This is a genomic window from Thalassovita mediterranea (assembly GCF_001458435.1).
Lineage (GTDB): Bacteria > Pseudomonadota > Alphaproteobacteria > Rhodobacterales > Rhodobacteraceae > Thalassobius > Thalassobius mediterraneus.
In genome coordinates, this window is sequence record NZ_CYSF01000005.1 from 146,039 (window position 1) to 162,895 (window position 16,857).

Sequence of the window (16,857 nt, forward strand, 5' to 3'; positions counted from 1 at the left end):
CGAACCGCCCCCAACGGGGCCGGCGCTTCGCTTCGCCCCCGCGGTTCGAACGCGGGGCGCTCCCAATCACATCGTCGCCGCCAATAGCGTTTGCGCATACTCCGTCTGCGGGTTGGTGAACAACGCTTCGGCCTCTCCAGCCTCGACCACGTCACCGTGCTGCATCACGATCATCTTGTGACTCATCGCGCGGACCACATGCAGGTCGTGGCTGATAAACAGATAGGCCAGCCCATAGCGCTGTTGCAGATCGCGCAGCAGATCAACGATCTGCACCTGCACCGTCATATCCAGCGCCGATGTCGGTTCATCCAGCACCACCAGACGCGGGTTCAGGATCATCGCGCGGGCAATCGCGATCCGCTGACGCTGACCGCCGGAAAACTCATGCGGGTAGCGGTCCATCGTGGCGGGATCCAGCCCCACCTCTTCCATCACAGCGGCCACTTTATCGCGGGGATCACCACCGTCGGTGCCATGCACACCCAGCCCTTCGGCGATGATCTGGGCACAGCTCATTCGGGGCGACAGGCTGCCGAAAGGATCCTGAAACACGATCTGCATGTCCTTGCGCAGCGCGCGCAACGCCTTGGTCGACAGATCGCGAATATCGCGTCCCTCAAAATTGATGCCACCCTCAGAAGCGATCAATCGCATGATCGCCAAGGCCAGCGTCGTTTTGCCCGACCCCGACTCGCCGACAATGCCAAGTGTTTCACCGGCACGCAGGGACAAAGACGCCTCATTCACCGCCTTTACATGGCCCACTGTACGTTTGAAAAACCCACGTTGGATCGGGAACCAGACGCGCAACTGGTCCGTGGTCAGAATCGTCTCTGCCGTTGCTGACACAGGCGTCGGAACACCACCGGCACGGGCTGACAGCAGCGTTTTGGTATATTCATGCTGCGGGTTGGAAAACACCTCAGCCGTAGGGCCGGTTTCAACAATCTCACCGTCCTTCATCACACAAACCCGATCGGCCAGCTTCTGCACGATGCCAAGGTCATGGGTGATGAACAACAGCCCCATGTTTTCGCTTTCCTTCAGCTCCACCAGCAGATCCAGGATCTGCGCCTGAATGGTCACATCCAGCGCGGTGGTCGGCTCGTCCGCGATCAGCACGTCGGGTTTATTGGCCAATGCCATCGCAATCATCACCCGCTGGCGTTGCCCACCGGACAGTTGGTGGGGATAGCTGCTCAGGCGACTTTCAGCGTCACGAATGCCCACCTTTTCCAGCAATTCCAGCACCCGCCCCCGCGCCGCATCAGCGGCAATCGCCTGATGCAGCATCAGCGATTCTGCCAACTGCTTTTCAATCGTGTGCAGCGGGTTCAGGGACGTCATCGGTTCCTGAAAGATGAAGGAGATGTCGTTGCCGCGCACGCGTTGCAGCTCTGCCTCAGACGCGCCGATCATCTGGGCGCCATCATAGGTGACCGACCCACCAACAGTAGCGTTTTCACCGAGGAGCGACACAGTCGACATCGCCGTCACCGATTTTCCCGATCCGCTTTCACCCACCAGCGCAACGGTTTCGCCGCGATCCACCGTGAAGGACACGCCTTTCACGGCCATGTTGACCTTACCTTCCTGACGGAAGCTGACGGTCAGATCTTTGACCTCAAGAATGCTCATTGAAAGGTTTTCCTTGGATCAAACGCATCGCGCACACCCTCGAAGATGAAAACAAGGAGGGACAGCATAATGGCAAAGACAAAAAACGCGGTGAAGCCAAGCCACGGCGCCTGAAGGTTCTGTTTCGCCTGCAAGGTCAACTCGCCCAGCGACGGCGCCGAGGACGGCAAGCCGAAGCCGAGGAAATCGAGGCCCGCCAGCGTCGCCAGAGTGCCGGTGACGATGAAGGGCAGCAGCGTGACGGTGGCGACCATCGCATTAGGCAGCATGTGGCGGAACATGATGGTGACGTTCGACACCCCCAGCGCCTTGGCCGCACGGACGTATTCCAGATTGCGGGCGCGCAGGAATTCGGCACGCACAACGCCCACCAGATTGATCCAGCCGAACAGCACGGTGATAAAGACCAGCAACCAGAAACTTCGCCCGATGATCGCAAACAGGATGATGATCACGTAGAGCGACGGGGTGCCGGACCAAATCTCGATAATCCGTTGGAAAATCAGATCAACCCAACCGCCGAAATACCCCTGCACTGCCCCCGCAATGATGCCGATGATGCTGGACAGTGTGGTGACGATCAGCGCGAACAGGATCGACAGGCGGAAGCCATAGATTACCCGCGCCAGCACGTCGCGTTTGGTGTCATCGGTGCCCAGCAGGTTGTCGCCATTGGGCGGCAGTGGTGCCGCGCCGGGGCGGTCCGCCTGTGTGGTGTAGCTGTAGCGGATCGGCGGCCACAGCGTCCAACCCTCATGGAACCCTTCGGCCTGATAGGTGCCCGCAGCGATCTGTTCAACGATCCCCTCTGGATCATCCCAGCAGTCCTGCACGCCACCTGTTTGGATCAGGCATTCAATTTCGGGATCGGTATATTTCGCCTCGGTCCGGAAATCGCCGCCAAAGGTGGTTTCGGGATAGAACTTCGCCACGGGCGCAAACAACTCACCGCGATAGCTGACTAGGATCGGCTTTTCATTCGCCACCAGTTCCGCAAACAGCGAAATGGTGAACAAAACGCCAAAGATGATCAGCGACCAGTAGGCGCGGCGGTTGGCCTTGAAGTTTGACCAGCGGCGGCGGTTGAGGGGCGACAGGGTAAAGAAACGCGCCATGGCCTCAGCCCTCCCGCTTTTCAAAGTCGATGCGCGGATCGACCAGCACATACATCAGATCGGAAATGATCCCGACCACCAGCCCGATCAGGCCAAAGACAAAAAGTGAGCCGAACACAATCGGATAATCCCGTTGCACCGCCGCCTGAAAGCCCATGCGTCCCAGACCATCCAGGCTGAACAGCGTTTCAATGATCAACGACCCACCGAAAAAGACGCCGATAAACACCGCAGGGAAGCCCGCGATCACGATCAGCATCGCGTTGCGGAACACATGGCCATAAAGGACGCGATGTTCGCTCAACCCCTTGGCACGGGCGGTAATGACGTATTGCTTCTTGATCTCATCAAGGAAGCTGTTTTTCGTCAGCAGCGTCAGCGTGGCAAAGGCAGAAATGGTCGACGCCAGAACCGGCAGCGTGATGTGCCAGAGGTAATCCACGATCTTGCCCCAAAGGCTCAGCTGATCCCAATTGTCCGATGTCAGCCCCCGTAGCGGGAAGATTTGCCAGTAGGATCCGCCGGCGAACAGAACCAGCAGCAGGATCGCGAACAGAAAGCCCGGAATCGCATAGGCCACGATGATCAGGCCGGACGTCCATGTGTCAAAGCGTGATCCATCGCGCACCGCCTTGCGGATGCCCAGCGGGATCGACACCAGATAGGCGATGACGGTGGACCACAGGCCCAGCGTGATTGACACCGGCAGCTTTTCGATCACCAGATCAATGACCGAGGCAGAGCGGAAGTAGCTTTCGCCAAAATCAAACCGGATGTAGTTCCACATCATGTTCAGGAACCGTTCCAGCGGCGGCTTGTCGAAGCCGAACTCTTCCTCCAACTCGGCGATATATTCCGGCGGCAGACCACGGGCGCCCTGATAGGTGTCATTGCCGCTGCCGACATCCGTGGCGGATACCTCGGACCCTGAACCGTCAAAGCTTTCAAAGACGTTCCCTTCGCCCTGTTGCTGGGCAATGATCTGTTCGATCGGGCCACCGGGCACAAATTGCACGAGGGCAAAGTTGACGATCATCACCCCCAGAAGCGTCGGGATCACCAGCAACAGCCGGCGCAGGATATAGGCACCCATTTGTTTTGTTACCTCAGCGCGCCGGCGGCGATCAGCGCCTCATGCTTTTCTGCGTTGAACCACCAGAAATCCAATTCGCCCCGTGCAAAGGGGGTCAGGGGTTCGGGGTATTCAAACATGTCGTAATAGGCAACGGTGTGGCTGTTCTTGAACCACTGCGGCACCCAGAACCGTTTGGCGCGCAGCACACGGTCCAGCGCGTGAACCGCGGTCTGCAATTCGGCCTTGCTGGTCGCAGACGTGACATGTTCGATCAGCGCATCCACCGCCGGATCCGCAACGCCCATCAGGTTACGGGAACTTTCGTTCACACCTTCGGAGCCGAACCACTGTTTCAGGTTGGTCGAAGGCTCACGCGCCATGCGGCCATTATGGGTGGTCATGTCGAAATCATACTTACGGCTGCGCTCAGTGGCCTGCGCAGGATCCACACGGTTCAGCACTGCCTCGATCCCCAACCGTTTCAGGTTTTCGACAAACGGCAGGGTGATGCGATCAAAGGCTGGGGAGTCGTCAAGGAATTCGATCTGCAACAGCTGTCCGTCCTTGCGGCGCATACCGTCGTCGCCAACCATCCAGCCCGCCTCATCCAACAGCGCAGAGGCGCGGCGCAGGTTCTTGCGGTCCAGCTGGCGGCTGCCAGAAACTGGCGGGATCACCGCTTCGTCCGTTAGGATCGACGCTTCCAGCAGCCCCTGATCGACCAGCGGCTGCAACAGCGCCAGTTCATCCGCATCCGGCGCGCCGATGGCCTGCAGGTCAGAGTTGCCCCAAAAACTGGTCACACGGTCGTAGAGACCATAGAACAACGACTCGTTCGACCATTCGAAATTGAACATCAGACCGACAGCTTCGCGGACGCGGGGATCCTGAAACTTCTCTCGGCGCAGGTTGAAAACGTAGCTCTGCATCAACGACAACGAACCGTCGGCAAGCTCTTCTTTTTTGACGTAACCGTTGTTGAGGCCGGGGAAATCATAGCCCGTCGCCCATGTCTTGGAGCTGTTTTCTGAGCGGAACGTGTAGGCCCCCGCCTTGAACGCCTCAAAAGCAGCGACAGAATCACCGAAGTACTCGACGCGAATCCGGTCAAAGTTGTTGCGCCCCTTATTCACCGGCAGGTCCGCCGCCCAGTAGTTGGGATTGCGTGCATAAGTGATGCGGCTGGGGATGTCGTAGCTGTCCAGCATGTAGGCGCCGGTGCCCATGATCGGCAGCACATTGGCGTCCTGCAGCTTATAGTCATTGTCTTCAAACCACTTCTGCGAAAAGGCGGGCATGCCACCCGCCAGACCGATCCGGTCACGTTCAGGACTGTCGGGCGAGAAGCGGAAGCGCACCTTGTAGGTGTCCAACACCTCGACTTCTTCCACAAAGGCGCCAAAGGCCGCGCGGAAAGACGGCAGGCCATCGGTCATGAACAGATCAAAGGTGAATTTCAGGTCATGGCCCGTCCACGGTGTGCCATCCGCCATGGTGACGTCGTCACGCAGGTTGAAATCCACCCATGCGATGCCTTCGGGGTATTCCATCGTGGTACAGAGGAAACAGTAAACCGCCGTTGGATCATCCGCATAGGTCGTCAGCACATTTTCATGGCCAATAGTGGCCAACGCACCTGCGTTACCCTTGCGGGTATAAAGGTTGAAGCTGTCAAAGGTTCCAGGTGCCCATGTGGAAATCTCCCCCCCCTTTGGGGCGTCAGGGTTCACGTAGCGCAGATGATCAAAATCAGCCGGATATTCCAGTTCACCAAAGAAGTTATAGCCGTGAGTGGTAATCACCTCTTCTGCCGCAGCCTGCTGCGCCCAGCTCATCAAACCCAGCACAGTCGCACCTGCCCCAAGCCAGAAGGCCTTACTTGCATCAAACGAAGGACGCGCAGCGGCTTTCACACGGGATCGGGCTTGCGGTTTGGGTGATACCATTCGAGAGTTCCTCCAGCTGATGGAACGCATGACGCGCACCTCTTTGCACTTCAAGCTAAAGCGCTGGCACGGGCACATCAAGGTACCCCTCACCGGATAGTGAAGCAATGCCAGCCGCTTGCCGCATATTGCCAAAGAAAGATGCCGTCGAACCAGCCGCACCAGCACGCCAAAACAAAAAGACCGCTGCAATCAGCAGCGGCCTTTCATGATTTCTACGCGGGATCGCAGCTTACTGCAGGCTTTGCAGATAGGCGATCAGGTTGGCGCGGTCTTTCTCTTTCTTCAGGCCAGAGAAGGACATTTTGGTGCCGGGCGCGAATTTCTTGGGGTTTTCAACAAAGCCGTTCAGGTTGTCGACCGACCAAGTGTCCGCCACAGCCACCAGGCTGCCCGAGTAAGCAAAACCGTCTGCCGAAGACACAGCGCGGTCTACAATCCCGAAGAGGTGCGGGCCAGTGCCGTTCGCGCCATCTTCCAGTTTGTGGCAAGCTTTACATTTGCCAAAAACTTTTGCGCCTTTGGCTACGTCCGCTTCGGCCAGCAGGGTGGCGAAGTCGGGGCCTTCTTCGGCTGCGCGGCCGTGGCTGTCATCTGCACCTGTGTCGATCACGTAAGCCTGCGCATGGTGATCACCATGGCCGCCTGCATGCGTGCTGTAGAGTGCCTCTGCCGCCCAGTTGCCAAGCAGGAATACCAGCAGCGCACCACAAAATGCACCTCCGGCTTTGGTAAGGGTCATCGTATCAAGCATGGGTCGCCCGTCTGTTACATAAGTTCAGGCGCGTATCTACCTGCTTCCCCTATCGTTGCGCAAGGTATAGTTTGCGCGACCAAACGCCCTAGTGCGCCCTATTTGACAGGAAAACAACACTTATGACCAATCGCATCGCCTTTCAGGGGGACTTAGGCGCCTATTCACATGAGGCCTGCCGCAACACCTACCCAGAGATGGAAGCCCTGCCCTGCCGCACGTTTGAAGACGTTATCAACGCTGTGCGCAACGGTGATGCGGACATTGCGATGCTGCCGATTGAGAATTCCACCTACGGGCGCGTGGCTGATATTCACCGCCTGCTACCCGAAAGCGGACTGCATATCATTGGCGAAACCTTTGTGCGGGTCCGCATCGCCCTGATGGCCCATCATGGCGTCGACATCGCTGATCTGGAAAAGGTTCAGGCCCATTTGGTCCTGCTGCCGCAATCCGCCAACTTCCTGCAGAAACATGGGATTCGCGGCGAAGCGGCCGCTGACAGTGCTGGTGCCGCTGCCGATCTGTCGAAACGAGAGGATCGCACAACCGGCGTGCTTGCGTCAGAACTGGCGGCAGAGATTTACGGGCTGAACGTGCTAGCCAAGGATATTGAGGATCACGGCCACAACACCACCCGCTTTGTCATCATGTCGCGTGAGCCCAATCACGCGCGGCGCGGTGACAGTGGGATGATCACCACCTTTGTGTTTGAGGTCCGAAACATTCCCGCAGCGCTTTATAAAGCGATGGGTGGATTTGCCACCAACGGCGTCAACATGACCAAGCTGGAAAGCTACATGAAGAACGGTTCCTTCACCGCGACTCAGTTCTATGCGGATATTGAGGGTCACCCGGATGACGCCAATGTGCAGCTGGCCTTGGATGAGTTGAGCTATTTCACCAATGAGCTGAAAATCGTCGGCGTTTACCCTGCTGCGCGGCCGCATCACGGCAGCTGAGGTAAGCGAACCGTCCCCGAAAGGACAAGACCATGCACATCCGTCCCTTTCGGACCGAGGACGCAGCAATCCTGGAACAAATCTTTCACCGCGCGGTGCAGGCCACTGCGCGGGAGGACTATTCACAGGATCAGCTCAACGCCTGGAGCCCTGTTTCCGCGGGCCCCGAACGCTATTTGAACCGCATCACCCGTGGTGGTCATCAGGTTTGGGTGGCGGTCACTGACACCGACACCCCCATCGGCTTTATTGAGTTGCAGGCAGACGGCCATATCGACTGCTTCTACCGCGATCCCGATCACCGGTCTGCGCGGGTCGGTGAGGCGCTTTATGAAGCGCTGGAGGCAGAGGCACGCACCACAGGCCTCGAGCGGCTTTATGTTGAGGCCAGCGAGGCGGCAAAGCGATTCTTCCTACGCCACGACTTCACAACGTTGGAACGTAATGAGTTCGAACGCGCAGGCGTAATGATGCACAATACCCGCTTGGAAAAGCATCTGCGCTAAACACGCATCCCTCCAAAACCAAAACACCCCGCAGCGAAGCCACGGGGTGTTTTGAATTTCGATGTCCCAAAAACCGCTTAGTGCAGTTTTGCGTCCACTTCGCTGATGGCAGCGTCGATCAGCTTGTTCGCGGCGGTTGCGTTCATCTGCTTGGCGACAACGTCACCGGCAGCGGCAACAGCAACGGAAATCGCTGCGTTACGCACGTCACGCACAGCCGAAGCTTCGGCGGATGCGATCTGGTCCTTTGCAGAAGCCAGACGACGTTCGATCGACTTTTCCAGATCTGCTTTCGCTTGCTCAGCAAAGGCGGCTGCATCGGCTTTGGCTTGCGCCACGATGCGGTCTGCCTGTTCCTGAACTTCCTTCGACTTGCGCTCATAAGAAGCCAGGATACCCTGTGCTTCCTCACGCAGGGCGCGGGCTTCGTCCAGTTCGTTTTTGATGTCATCGGCGCGTTTGTCCAGCAGACCGGCGATAGTGGCCGGAACTTTGAACTTCAGCAGGATGGCAACGAACAGGATGAACGCCAGCAACACGATGAAATCGGTGTTGCGCAGCGAGAAGAACGGGCCAGAAGCAGCAAAGGCGGGGCTGGCCGCGGTCAGAGCGACGAGAGTTGCAAGTTTACGCATTCCCTTACCCTTTCATGCGGGCAGCCACAGCTGCGTCTACGTCTTTGGCATCGGCTTCACCGCCCAGGGCAGTGATGAGTTCCGCTGCAGTATCCTTGGCAACCGCTTCAACGGAGGCCACGGCGTTCGCACGGATCTCGGCGATAGCTTTTTCACTTTCGGCCAGTTTGCCGGCGATCTCTGCATCGGCCTTGGCGGTCGCTGCGTCGAGTTCGGCCTGCATTTCAGCCTTGGTTTCGGCGGCGATGCGCTGTGCTTCTGCACGGGCGTCGGCCAGAGCCTTGTTGTAGGCTTCTTCCGCTTCAACCGCTTTCGCTTTCAGCTCTTCGGCTTTGGCGATGTCGTTTGTGATGGTCCCCTGACGCTCGGCCAGAACCGCGGCAATGCGCGGCAGCGCGATGCGCGACAGGACGAAATAGATCACGACCAGCGTGACCAGAAGCCAGAAAATCTGGTTGCCCCAGTTGGAGAAGTCCAGCTGCGGCATGCCCGGTGCCGAAGCAGCTGCCTCGGTGCCGTGTGCGGCGGTGGTTTCTTTCGCCATAACGTCCTCCTTAGGGAACTTCGTTACACGGGGTGAATGCGATACCGCATCCACCCCGCCGTAAGGATGTGTTCCGTAAGGCTTAGACGGCGAACATCAGCAGCAGAGCAACCAGGAACGAGAAGATGCCCAGTGCTTCTGCAAATGCGATGCCGATGAACAGGGTCGCGGTCTGCGACGCTGCTGCCGACGGGTTGCGCAGTGCGCCTGCCAGGAAGTTAGCAGCAACGTTGCCAACACCCAGAGCTGCGAGACCAGTACCCAGACCTGCCAGACCGGCGCCGATGTGTGCGAGTTCACCTTCCATTGTGTATCTCCTTACGATTGGAAGTTAGAATAAGTGGTGTTCAGTGTTCAGACCGTGGCCGTCGATTAGTGCGACGGGTGCAGTGCGTCCTTCAGGTACACACAGGTCAGAATGGTAAAGACGTAGGCCTGAATGAAGGCCACCAGGACCTCAAGACCGTACATTGCGGTGATCGCCAGGATCGACACGGGGCTGACAACGGCCAGCGCAGCGAAGCCTGCGAACACTTTGATAACCGCGTGGCCGGCCATCACGTTGCCTGCCAGACGAATGCTGTGGCTCACGGGGCGCACGAAGTAGGAAATCAGTTCGATGATCGCCAGGATCGGACGCAGCGCCAGCGGTGCGGAGCTGACCCAGAACAGACCCAGGAACGACATGCCGTTCTTGATGAAACCAACGGCGGTCACGGTTACGAAAACCAGAAGGGCCAGCGCGATGGTCACAGCGAAGTGCGACGTGGTGGTGAAGCTCATCGGGATCAGGCCAAGGAAGTTGGCGAAAACGATGAACAGGAACAGGGTCATGATGTAGGGGAAGAACTTTACCGCGTCCTTACCAGCAACGTCCTCGACCATCTTGTAGATGAAGCCGTAGGCCAGTTCGCCGATCGACTGGCTGCGCGACGGGATCATGGCGCGGCGCGAGGTGCCGACAACCATCATTGCGATGATCGCAACAACAGCCAGCGCCATCCACAGGGTCACGTTGGTGATGGTGTACCATGCAATCTCGTCACCGCCGAACAGCGGCTTGACGATGAACTGATCCATGGGGTGGAAAACCAGACCACCTTCTTCGGCGCCATGTGCTTCGCTTGCCACGTCTTATGCCCTCTCATCCTTTTCGGCCTCTTCGGCCAATTTCTTCGTTTCGATCTCACGTGCGGTGCGGATCATCGTCTGCACACCCGCCGCTAGACCCAACAATGTGAATATGACAAGGAAAATCGGGATCGTTCCCAGCAGGCTGTCCAGCCCGTATCCTATGCCAAACCCGATCCCAAGACCGGAAACCATTTCGACCACCATCCGCCAAGCCTGATTGGCCATGGAATAGTGTTCATCCGCCCGGGGCCCCGGTGATTGTGCCTCTTTGGCTGCCTCGATCTTCGCTTCCAGCGCTTCTAGTCGCTGTTTTTGCTCAGGATCGGTCACGCGCAAAGCCCCTATGGATGACTGGCGCCTTGCTAAGGGGATGAAGGCGCAGAGTCAACAGTGCAGAATGGCGCATAGAATGACCGCTAAGCCTATGATTTAAAACACTTACCAAAACACCCGTCGCGCCCCCCAAAACGCCGATAGCGCCAACAGCGCGCCTATCGGGGCGAAATTCCATATTCAACCCTTTGGTTGATCTTTCTCAGCCCCACAAACCACACCACCACGCCCCATTGACCGCGCCCGCATAGAACCGCTAGGCAAAGGCATGGTTCAAAAGCCCACCCTCGACACCGTCTTTGCTGCCCTCGCCGATCCGACCCGCCGTCAGATCCTGTCGATGCTGCTAGAAGACGACATGGCCGTCACCGATGTGGCGGACCCGTTTGAGGTGTCGCTGGCCGCGATTTCCAAACATCTGGTGATCCTCGCCAATGCGGGTCTGATCAGTCAGGAAAAACGCGGGCGGGTGAAATGGTGCAAGCTGGAACCGGACGCCCTGCGCGAGGCGAGCGTTTGGATGCAAAGCTTTGGCCAGTTTGAGGCGATCAATCTGGATGCCTTTGAACGCTTTCTGGAGGTTGAGCTGTCCGACGAGGGCACCGAGGTCGCGGGCGATTAAGCCGCCGCGCCATGCTGCCCTTATGCCGGCGCCTCATCCTTCAGCAGCATGACCAGCGCCACGATCGTCAATGCCACGCCACCCAGCACCAGAATCTGTGGCACACCGTTGCCCAACGCCACCTCCCAGACCAAAACCCATGAGGGCACCAGATAGGTGTAGGCCATCACCTTGGCCGCAGGCAGGCGCAGGGCGGCGAATTGCAACAGCACAAAGGTTGCCGCTGACGCCGCCAGCGCGACGTATAATATAGTGATCCACACAATCGACGGCAGCGCGCCCCAGTTGGTGGCTGCAAGGTCGCCCCAACCCCAAATGAGCGCGACAAAGAAACAGGCCAGCGTGACGCCAAAGGAAAACTGCAAAGCGGTTTCACCGCGGTTCAGCTTTTTCACCAGTGGGGTGTAGATCGCATGTGCCGCGCAGCCGATGAAATAAATCGCTTCGCCCTTGCCGACCTCAAATCCCAACAGGGACGACAGATCCGCGCGAAAGATCACCCAAAGCGCGCCAACCGCGCCAATCAACAGCGCCAATGCCATGTGGCGCGTGGTGACCTGCCGCAAGAGGATATACCCCGCCAGACCGCTCATGATAGGGGTCAGGGTAAAGACCGCCGCAGCTGACACAGGTGGCGCGGTTTTCAACCCCTCAAACATCAGGATGAAGTAGCTGGCAAACACCACAGCCAGCGCGCCGTAGCGCCACGGCGCCTGCCACATCCCACGCGGCAGGCCCACGGTCGCCTTGGCAGCCAGCCCCAATACCGCCGCTGCGATGGCAAAGCGCACCGCGTTCAGCGCAGCAGGCGCCATTTCATTCGCCGCCAGAGAGCCCAACGAAAACGAACCCGCCACCAACGCAGAAAAGCACAGCATCGCCAGATGCCCGCGCATGACTTGCGACATATTAGGACCAGTCTTTCGCGTATTCCTTAAGATGATTGAGGAAGGCCTGAACTTTGGTGGTGCGATGCAAATCCACGTGGGTCACCAACCACAGGGGTGTGGGCCATGTCTGGGCATGTGCTGTAATCTCGACCAATTCGGAATTGCGCTGTGCGCTCCACGTGGTGGTGACGCCGATGCCCATCCCTTCATGCACCGCCAATTGCAACGCCCGAATATCAGACGAGCGGAAGACAATGTTTTCTTCTGGGATGTTTTCCCATATCCAGCGAATGAACGGCGCGCGGCTGTTGCGATCATCGGCACAGATAAAGCGGTGGTTGACAAAATCCGCCACCGTTTCAGGCATACCAAACCGGTCGATATAGCTCTTGGCGGCATAAAGCGTGGTGTTCTGTTCGATCAGCGGCTGAACCACATTGTCCGGCTCTTCGGGCACAGCGCCCGCACGAATCGCGACGTGCGCTTCGCCATATTCCAGACGGAACAGGCGATCGCCGGTCAGGAAGCGCAGGATCACATCGGGGTATTTGTCCTGAAAGTCCGCCAATGCCGGCATTAACAACGGCGCCAGACCGGATAGCGAGGTAATGACCAACTCCCCCGACACATCATTGCCCTGCCCCTTCACGCGGCTGGCAAGCTGGCTCAGTTGCTCATCGGTGGTCTGGGCCACACGCATCAGATCGGTCCCCGCCTCGGTCGGGGTGTAACCACGCGCGTGCCGCTGGAACAGCTTCACGCCCAGGCGGGCCTCTAACGCATCAATGTGCCGGATCACTGTCGCATGGTGAACGCCCAGGATCTCTGCCGCACCACTCACTGTGCCCATCTTGGCCACCTGATAGGCGGTACGTACCTCATCCCAGTTTTCCATGCTGCTCTCCGTTCATATATAATGTGATATGTAGAGTGTGTCCCGATCCGCTGGGATCTGTGCAAAATATCACACACAGGCACAGCTTGCGCAAGTTGTGTTCGCCAACGCCAGATGAGATCACCAATGGGTCGATCACCCGCGATCCGGCGTCAGTTGGGCGATGCGCAACAGCGGTAGAGTCAACATTGCTTGACTCTGTGCCCCAATCGGCGTATCGCCACCCCAACATCCGGAAGCCCCTATTGTCTTCCGGTCCTATGCTTTTGCAAGGATCGCCCCCCGTCAGCGAGTTTCGCCCACGGGGGACATTGGCATATGGGGCTTTGCTGCCTACCTGTAGGGCAGTTGGAATTAGGTGAAGTTTAGGAGCGGCGCCAATGTTTGAAAATCTATCTGAACGCCTTGGCGGCGTCTTTGATCGTCTGACCAAACAGGGCGCCCTGTCCGAAGAGGACGTCAAAACCGCCCTGCGCGAAGTGCGCGTTGCCCTGTTGGAAGCGGACGTTTCCCTACCCGTCGCCCGTGACTTCGTTAAGAAAGTACAGGAACAGGCCACCGGTCAGGCCGTCACCAAATCGGTGACGCCCGGTCAGCAGGTCGTCAAGATCGTTCACGACGCCCTGATCGACGTGCTGCGCGGCGAAGGTGATCCCGGCGCGCTGAAGGTGGACAACCCGCCCGCCCCGATCCTGATGGTCGGTCTACAGGGCTCGGGTAAAACCACCACCACCGGTAAGCTGGCCAAACGGCTGAAGGAAAAAGACGGCAAACGCGTCCTGCTTGCCTCGCTCGACGTCTACCGTCCGGCAGCGATGGATCAGCTGGCGGTTCTGGGCCAGCAGATCGGTGTGGACACCCTGCCGATCGTTCCGGGCCAAAAACCCGTGGATATCGCCAAACGCGCCAAACAACAGGCCGTCATGGGCGGCTATGATGTCTACATGCTGGACACCGCCGGTCGTCTGCAGATCGACGAAGTTCTGATGCAAGAGGTTGAGGATGTCCGCGATGTCGTCAGCCCCCGTGAAACCCTGCTGGTCGTCGATGGCCTGACCGGTCAGGTCGCCGTTGAGGTGGCAGAAGAGTTCGACAATAAAATCGGCATCTCCGGCGTTGTGCTGACCCGTATGGACGGTGACGGTCGTGGCGGTGCAGCTCTGTCGATGCGCGCTGTCACTGGCAAACCGATCAAATACGTCGGCCTTGGCGAAAAGATGGACGCGCTCGAAACGTTTGAGCCGGACCGGATCGCGGGCCGTATCCTTGGCATGGGTGACATCGTTGCCCTGGTGGAAAAAGCGCAGGAAACCATCGAGGCCGAACAGGCTGAACGGATGATGAAGCGCTTCACCAAGGGTCAGTTCAACATGAACGACCTGAAGATGCAGCTGGAACAGATGCTGAAAATGGGCGGCATGGAAGGCATCATGGGCATGATGCCCGGCATGGGAAAAATGGCCAAGCAGGTGCAGGACGCCGGTTTTGACGACAGCATCATCAAACGTCAGATCGCCCTGATCCAGTCGATGACCAAGAAAGAACGCGCCAACCCTGCCCTGCTGCAAGCGAGCCGCAAAAAGCGTATCGCAGCCGGTGCTGGCCAACAGGTCAGCGACCTGAACAAACTTCTGAAAATGCACCGCCAGATGGCGGACATGATGAAGAAGATGGGCAAAATGGGCAAAGGCAAGATGATGAAACAGGCCATGAAAGGTCTGATGGGCAAAGGCGGCTCGCCTGCTGACATGGCCGCAATGGGTGGCATGGATCCCAGCCAGATGGACCCCAAAGCACTAGAAGCCGCAGCAAAGGCGATGGACGGCGGCAAAGGCCTGCCCGGCGGTCTGCCTGGCCTTGGCGGTCTGGGCGGCTTGCCCGGTGGCCTGTCCGGTTTTGGCAAGAAGAAGTGATAGGATAATGGCGATGAAACCCCTTCTCCTTTCTTCGGCACTGTTGCTGGCTGCCTGCGGCGACTTCGTTACCGTTGATTTGGCGCCGCAAAACGATGGCCCCGTGCGTGGTGATTACCGCACGGTTCTGGATGGCATCCCCGCCACCATCACCGCACGCCGCGATGAGGCCGAAGTGGTCTTTGAAGAAACTGGTGCTTCGCTTGGCTACACACAGCTGTTTGCCCGCGCGGATACTGAACTGCGCCGCAAAACCGGCTGCCGTGAGGTCCGCATCCTCAGCCGTGACGCACAGCCAAACGCAGGCGGCGTAACCACCAGCATGATCTTTGAACTGGACGAGTGTCCGTTCATCCCCGCCAACTGATTGCAGCCGGATCGACACACACCGTGACCCAGACCAGCACACATATCCCCACCTTGGAAACAGATCGCCTGATCCTGCGCGCGCCGTCGATCAGCGATTTTGAACCGCTTTGCGCGTTCTATGATTCCGAGCGGGCCCGCTATGTGGGCGGCCAGATGGACCGTGAAAAGGTCTGGCGTCATCTGGCGTTGGAAGCAGGACATTGGAACCTGATGGGCTATGGCCGCTGGACGCTGGTGGAAAAATCCTCTGAACAGCCATGCGGCATGGTTGGCCTGTGGAACCCCGAAGGCTGGCCCGAGCCGGAAATCGGCTGGGATCTGTTCGACGGCTTCGGTGGCAAAGGCTACGCGACAGAGGCCGCACTGGCCGCGCGTAGCTTCGCCTATGATGTCCTTGGCTGGCAGACGGTGATTTCGCTGATCGCGCCAGAAAACCACGCCTCGCGCAGTGTTGCGCAGCGCATGGGGGCGGCACAAGACGGCGTGTTCAGTCACGTTCGCTTTGGCGATGTCGAGGTTTGGCGCCATATGGCCCCTGCAGACATCGAAAACGGTGGAATGGAGGCCTACGCATAATGCCTGTAGAAATCCCCGTTCTGGAAACCAAACGCCTGATCCTGCGTGGCCCCACGCCGGAAGCGTACCCCAGTTTCAAATCCACCTTCACCAGCTACCGCGCCCGTTTCATGGGCGGGCCGCTGAATGATTATGAAACATGGATGCTCTACGCGGCAGAGATCGGCCATTGGCAGATCCGCGGCTATGGCATGTGGGTCATCTACGATCGCGACAGCGGCAAGACGCTGGGCATGGCTGGCGGCTGGAAACCGGCGAAATGGCCCGAGGCCGAGCTGGCCTGGATCATCTGGCCTGAGGTTGCCGGTCATGGCTACGCCCTAGAGGCAACGCACGCGGTGCGTGACTACCTCTATGCGGAAATGAACTGGGACACCGCCGTTTCGTATATCGATCCCAAAAACCTCGACTCGATCCGTCTGGCAGAACGTCTGGGCGCGATCAAAGACCCAGAGGCCGCCACCGTTGACGGCCACGACATCGTTTACCGCCATCCCACCGCCGATCAGCTGCGCGACAGCCAGCTGAGCCACGGCATCGAGATGGAGATCGCCAACTACGCCGACCCACTGTTCAAACCGAAAGGATTTGCACTTGACTGACGCCGTGACCCGCGCCGCCGAGGTGCTGAAAGAGCACCGCGAAAGCATCGACCGTCTGGATGCGATCCTCGTCTACACTCTGGGCGAGCGGTTCAAACACACGCAGGCCGTGGGCAAGCTGAAAGCGACCCACGATCTGCCACCGTCCGATCCGGCCCGTGAGGCCAAACAGATCGCACGCCTCGAAGATCTTGCAAAACGGGCCGATCTGGACCCCGAGTTTGCCAAGAATTTCCTGAATTTCATCATTGCTGAGGTCATTCAGCACCACAAGAAACATCAGGAATAACAAACCGTTGGGCAGGCACCACCCTGTCCTTCGACCCAACCCGCACCGATCCGGTG

The 16,857-nt window shown here is 58.5% G+C and carries 20 protein-coding genes; 8 read left to right on the plus strand and 12 right to left on the minus strand.

Translation table 11 applies throughout. The features are described 5' to 3' along the window. Positions 1-66 precede the first annotated feature (66 nt). The 5 genes from TM5383_RS03690 to TM5383_RS03710 form a co-directional block, all read right to left on the minus strand. A complete protein-coding gene (locus TM5383_RS03690; RefSeq protein ID WP_058317702.1) occupies positions 67-1,641 on the minus strand; it encodes an ABC transporter ATP-binding protein in 1,575 nt (524 codons plus the stop codon). Continuing rightward, positions 1,638-2,756 (minus strand): ABC transporter permease, encoded by a 1,119-nt coding sequence (locus TM5383_RS03695; RefSeq protein WP_058317703.1) that lies wholly within the window; start codon positions 2,754-2,756, stop codon positions 1,638-1,640. Before TM5383_RS03695 ends, TM5383_RS03690 begins: the two co-directional genes overlap by 4 nt. Before the next feature lie 4 nt (positions 2,757-2,760). Then, positions 2,761-3,849 (minus strand): microcin C ABC transporter permease YejB, encoded by a 1,089-nt coding sequence (locus tag TM5383_RS03700; protein WP_058317704.1) that lies wholly within the window; start codon positions 3,847-3,849, stop codon positions 2,761-2,763. 8 nt (positions 3,850-3,857) lie between these two features. Continuing rightward, positions 3,858-5,777, minus strand: a complete 1,920-nt coding sequence (locus TM5383_RS03705) for an extracellular solute-binding protein (RefSeq protein WP_058317705.1) — start codon at positions 5,775-5,777, stop codon at positions 3,858-3,860. 232 nt (positions 5,778-6,009) lie between these two features. Continuing rightward, on the minus strand, positions 6,010-6,531 hold the full coding sequence (locus tag TM5383_RS03710) for a c-type cytochrome (protein ID WP_058317706.1): 522 nt from the start codon (positions 6,529-6,531) through the stop codon (positions 6,010-6,012). Positions 6,532-6,653: 122 nt separating this feature from the next. Here TM5383_RS03710 and TM5383_RS03715 point away from each other — a divergent pair, with 122 nt between their 5' ends. Further along, the gene (locus tag TM5383_RS03715; RefSeq protein WP_058317707.1) at positions 6,654-7,493 is read left to right on the plus strand and encodes a prephenate dehydratase; all 840 of its coding nucleotides are present in this window, start codon (positions 6,654-6,656) and stop codon (positions 7,491-7,493) included. 32 nt (positions 7,494-7,525) lie between these two features. Continuing rightward, positions 7,526-7,999, plus strand: coding sequence for a GNAT family N-acetyltransferase (locus TM5383_RS03720; RefSeq protein WP_058317708.1), 474 nt, complete (start codon positions 7,526-7,528; stop codon positions 7,997-7,999). Positions 8,000-8,076: 77 nt separating this feature from the next. Here TM5383_RS03720 and TM5383_RS03725 read toward each other — a convergent pair whose 3' ends face one another. The 5 genes from TM5383_RS03725 to TM5383_RS03745 all read right to left on the minus strand — a co-directional run bounded on the left by TM5383_RS03725 (position 8,077) and on the right by TM5383_RS03745 (position 10,642). Beyond that, on the minus strand, positions 8,077-8,634 hold the full coding sequence (locus TM5383_RS03725; protein WP_058317709.1) for a F0F1 ATP synthase subunit B: 558 nt from the start codon (positions 8,632-8,634) through the stop codon (positions 8,077-8,079). A gap of 4 nt (positions 8,635-8,638) precedes the next feature. Next, positions 8,639-9,178, minus strand: a complete 540-nt coding sequence (locus tag TM5383_RS03730) for a F0F1 ATP synthase subunit B' (RefSeq protein WP_058317710.1) — start codon at positions 9,176-9,178, stop codon at positions 8,639-8,641. Between the two features lie 82 nt (positions 9,179-9,260). Continuing rightward, positions 9,261-9,485 (minus strand): F0F1 ATP synthase subunit C, encoded by a 225-nt coding sequence (locus tag TM5383_RS03735; RefSeq protein ID WP_058245531.1) that lies wholly within the window; start codon positions 9,483-9,485, stop codon positions 9,261-9,263. Positions 9,486-9,550: 65 nt separating this feature from the next. Next, positions 9,551-10,309: a F0F1 ATP synthase subunit A gene (locus TM5383_RS03740; protein WP_058317711.1), complete on the minus strand. Its 759-nt coding sequence runs from the start codon at positions 10,307-10,309 to the stop codon at positions 9,551-9,553. A 3-nt stretch (positions 10,310-10,312) separates the two neighbouring features. Beyond that, on the minus strand, positions 10,313-10,642 hold the full coding sequence (locus TM5383_RS03745) for an AtpZ/AtpI family protein (RefSeq protein WP_058317712.1): 330 nt from the start codon (positions 10,640-10,642) through the stop codon (positions 10,313-10,315). Positions 10,643-10,913: 271 nt separating this feature from the next. On the opposite strand from TM5383_RS03745, the gene TM5383_RS03750 reads away from it, so the two are divergent. Further along, the gene (locus tag TM5383_RS03750) at positions 10,914-11,267 is read left to right on the plus strand and encodes an ArsR/SmtB family transcription factor (protein ID WP_058317713.1); all 354 of its coding nucleotides are present in this window, start codon (positions 10,914-10,916) and stop codon (positions 11,265-11,267) included. A gap of 20 nt (positions 11,268-11,287) precedes the next feature. On the opposite strand, the gene TM5383_RS03755 is transcribed toward TM5383_RS03750, so the two are convergent. Continuing rightward, positions 11,288-12,175: a DMT family transporter gene (locus tag TM5383_RS03755; RefSeq protein WP_058317714.1), complete on the minus strand. Its 888-nt coding sequence runs from the start codon at positions 12,173-12,175 to the stop codon at positions 11,288-11,290. Between the two features lies 1 nt (position 12,176). Continuing rightward, a complete protein-coding gene (locus TM5383_RS03760; RefSeq protein WP_058317715.1) occupies positions 12,177-13,052 on the minus strand; it encodes a LysR family transcriptional regulator in 876 nt (291 codons plus the stop codon). Between the two features lie 380 nt (positions 13,053-13,432). On the opposite strand from TM5383_RS03760, the gene ffh reads away from it, so the two are divergent. Genes ffh through TM5383_RS03785 form a run of 5 tightly spaced genes read left to right on the plus strand, consistent with a single transcriptional unit; the run spans position 13,433 to position 16,801 of the window. Beyond that, positions 13,433-14,965: a signal recognition particle protein gene (gene ffh / locus TM5383_RS03765; protein ID WP_058317716.1), complete on the plus strand. Its 1,533-nt coding sequence runs from the start codon at positions 13,433-13,435 to the stop codon at positions 14,963-14,965. 13 nt (positions 14,966-14,978) lie between these two features. Beyond that, the gene (locus tag TM5383_RS03770; RefSeq protein ID WP_058317717.1) at positions 14,979-15,332 is read left to right on the plus strand and encodes a hypothetical protein; all 354 of its coding nucleotides are present in this window, start codon (positions 14,979-14,981) and stop codon (positions 15,330-15,332) included. 23 nt (positions 15,333-15,355) lie between these two features. Next, a complete protein-coding gene (locus tag TM5383_RS03775; RefSeq protein ID WP_058317757.1) occupies positions 15,356-15,910 on the plus strand; it encodes a GNAT family N-acetyltransferase in 555 nt (184 codons plus the stop codon). After that, positions 15,910-16,512 (plus strand): GNAT family N-acetyltransferase, encoded by a 603-nt coding sequence (locus TM5383_RS03780; protein WP_058317718.1) that lies wholly within the window; start codon positions 15,910-15,912, stop codon positions 16,510-16,512. Before TM5383_RS03775 ends, TM5383_RS03780 begins: the two co-directional genes overlap by 1 nt. After that, positions 16,505-16,801: a chorismate mutase gene (locus tag TM5383_RS03785; RefSeq protein WP_058317719.1), complete on the plus strand. Its 297-nt coding sequence runs from the start codon at positions 16,505-16,507 to the stop codon at positions 16,799-16,801. The genes TM5383_RS03780 and TM5383_RS03785 overlap by 8 nt, the downstream gene beginning before the upstream one ends. Positions 16,802-16,857 lie beyond the last annotated feature (56 nt).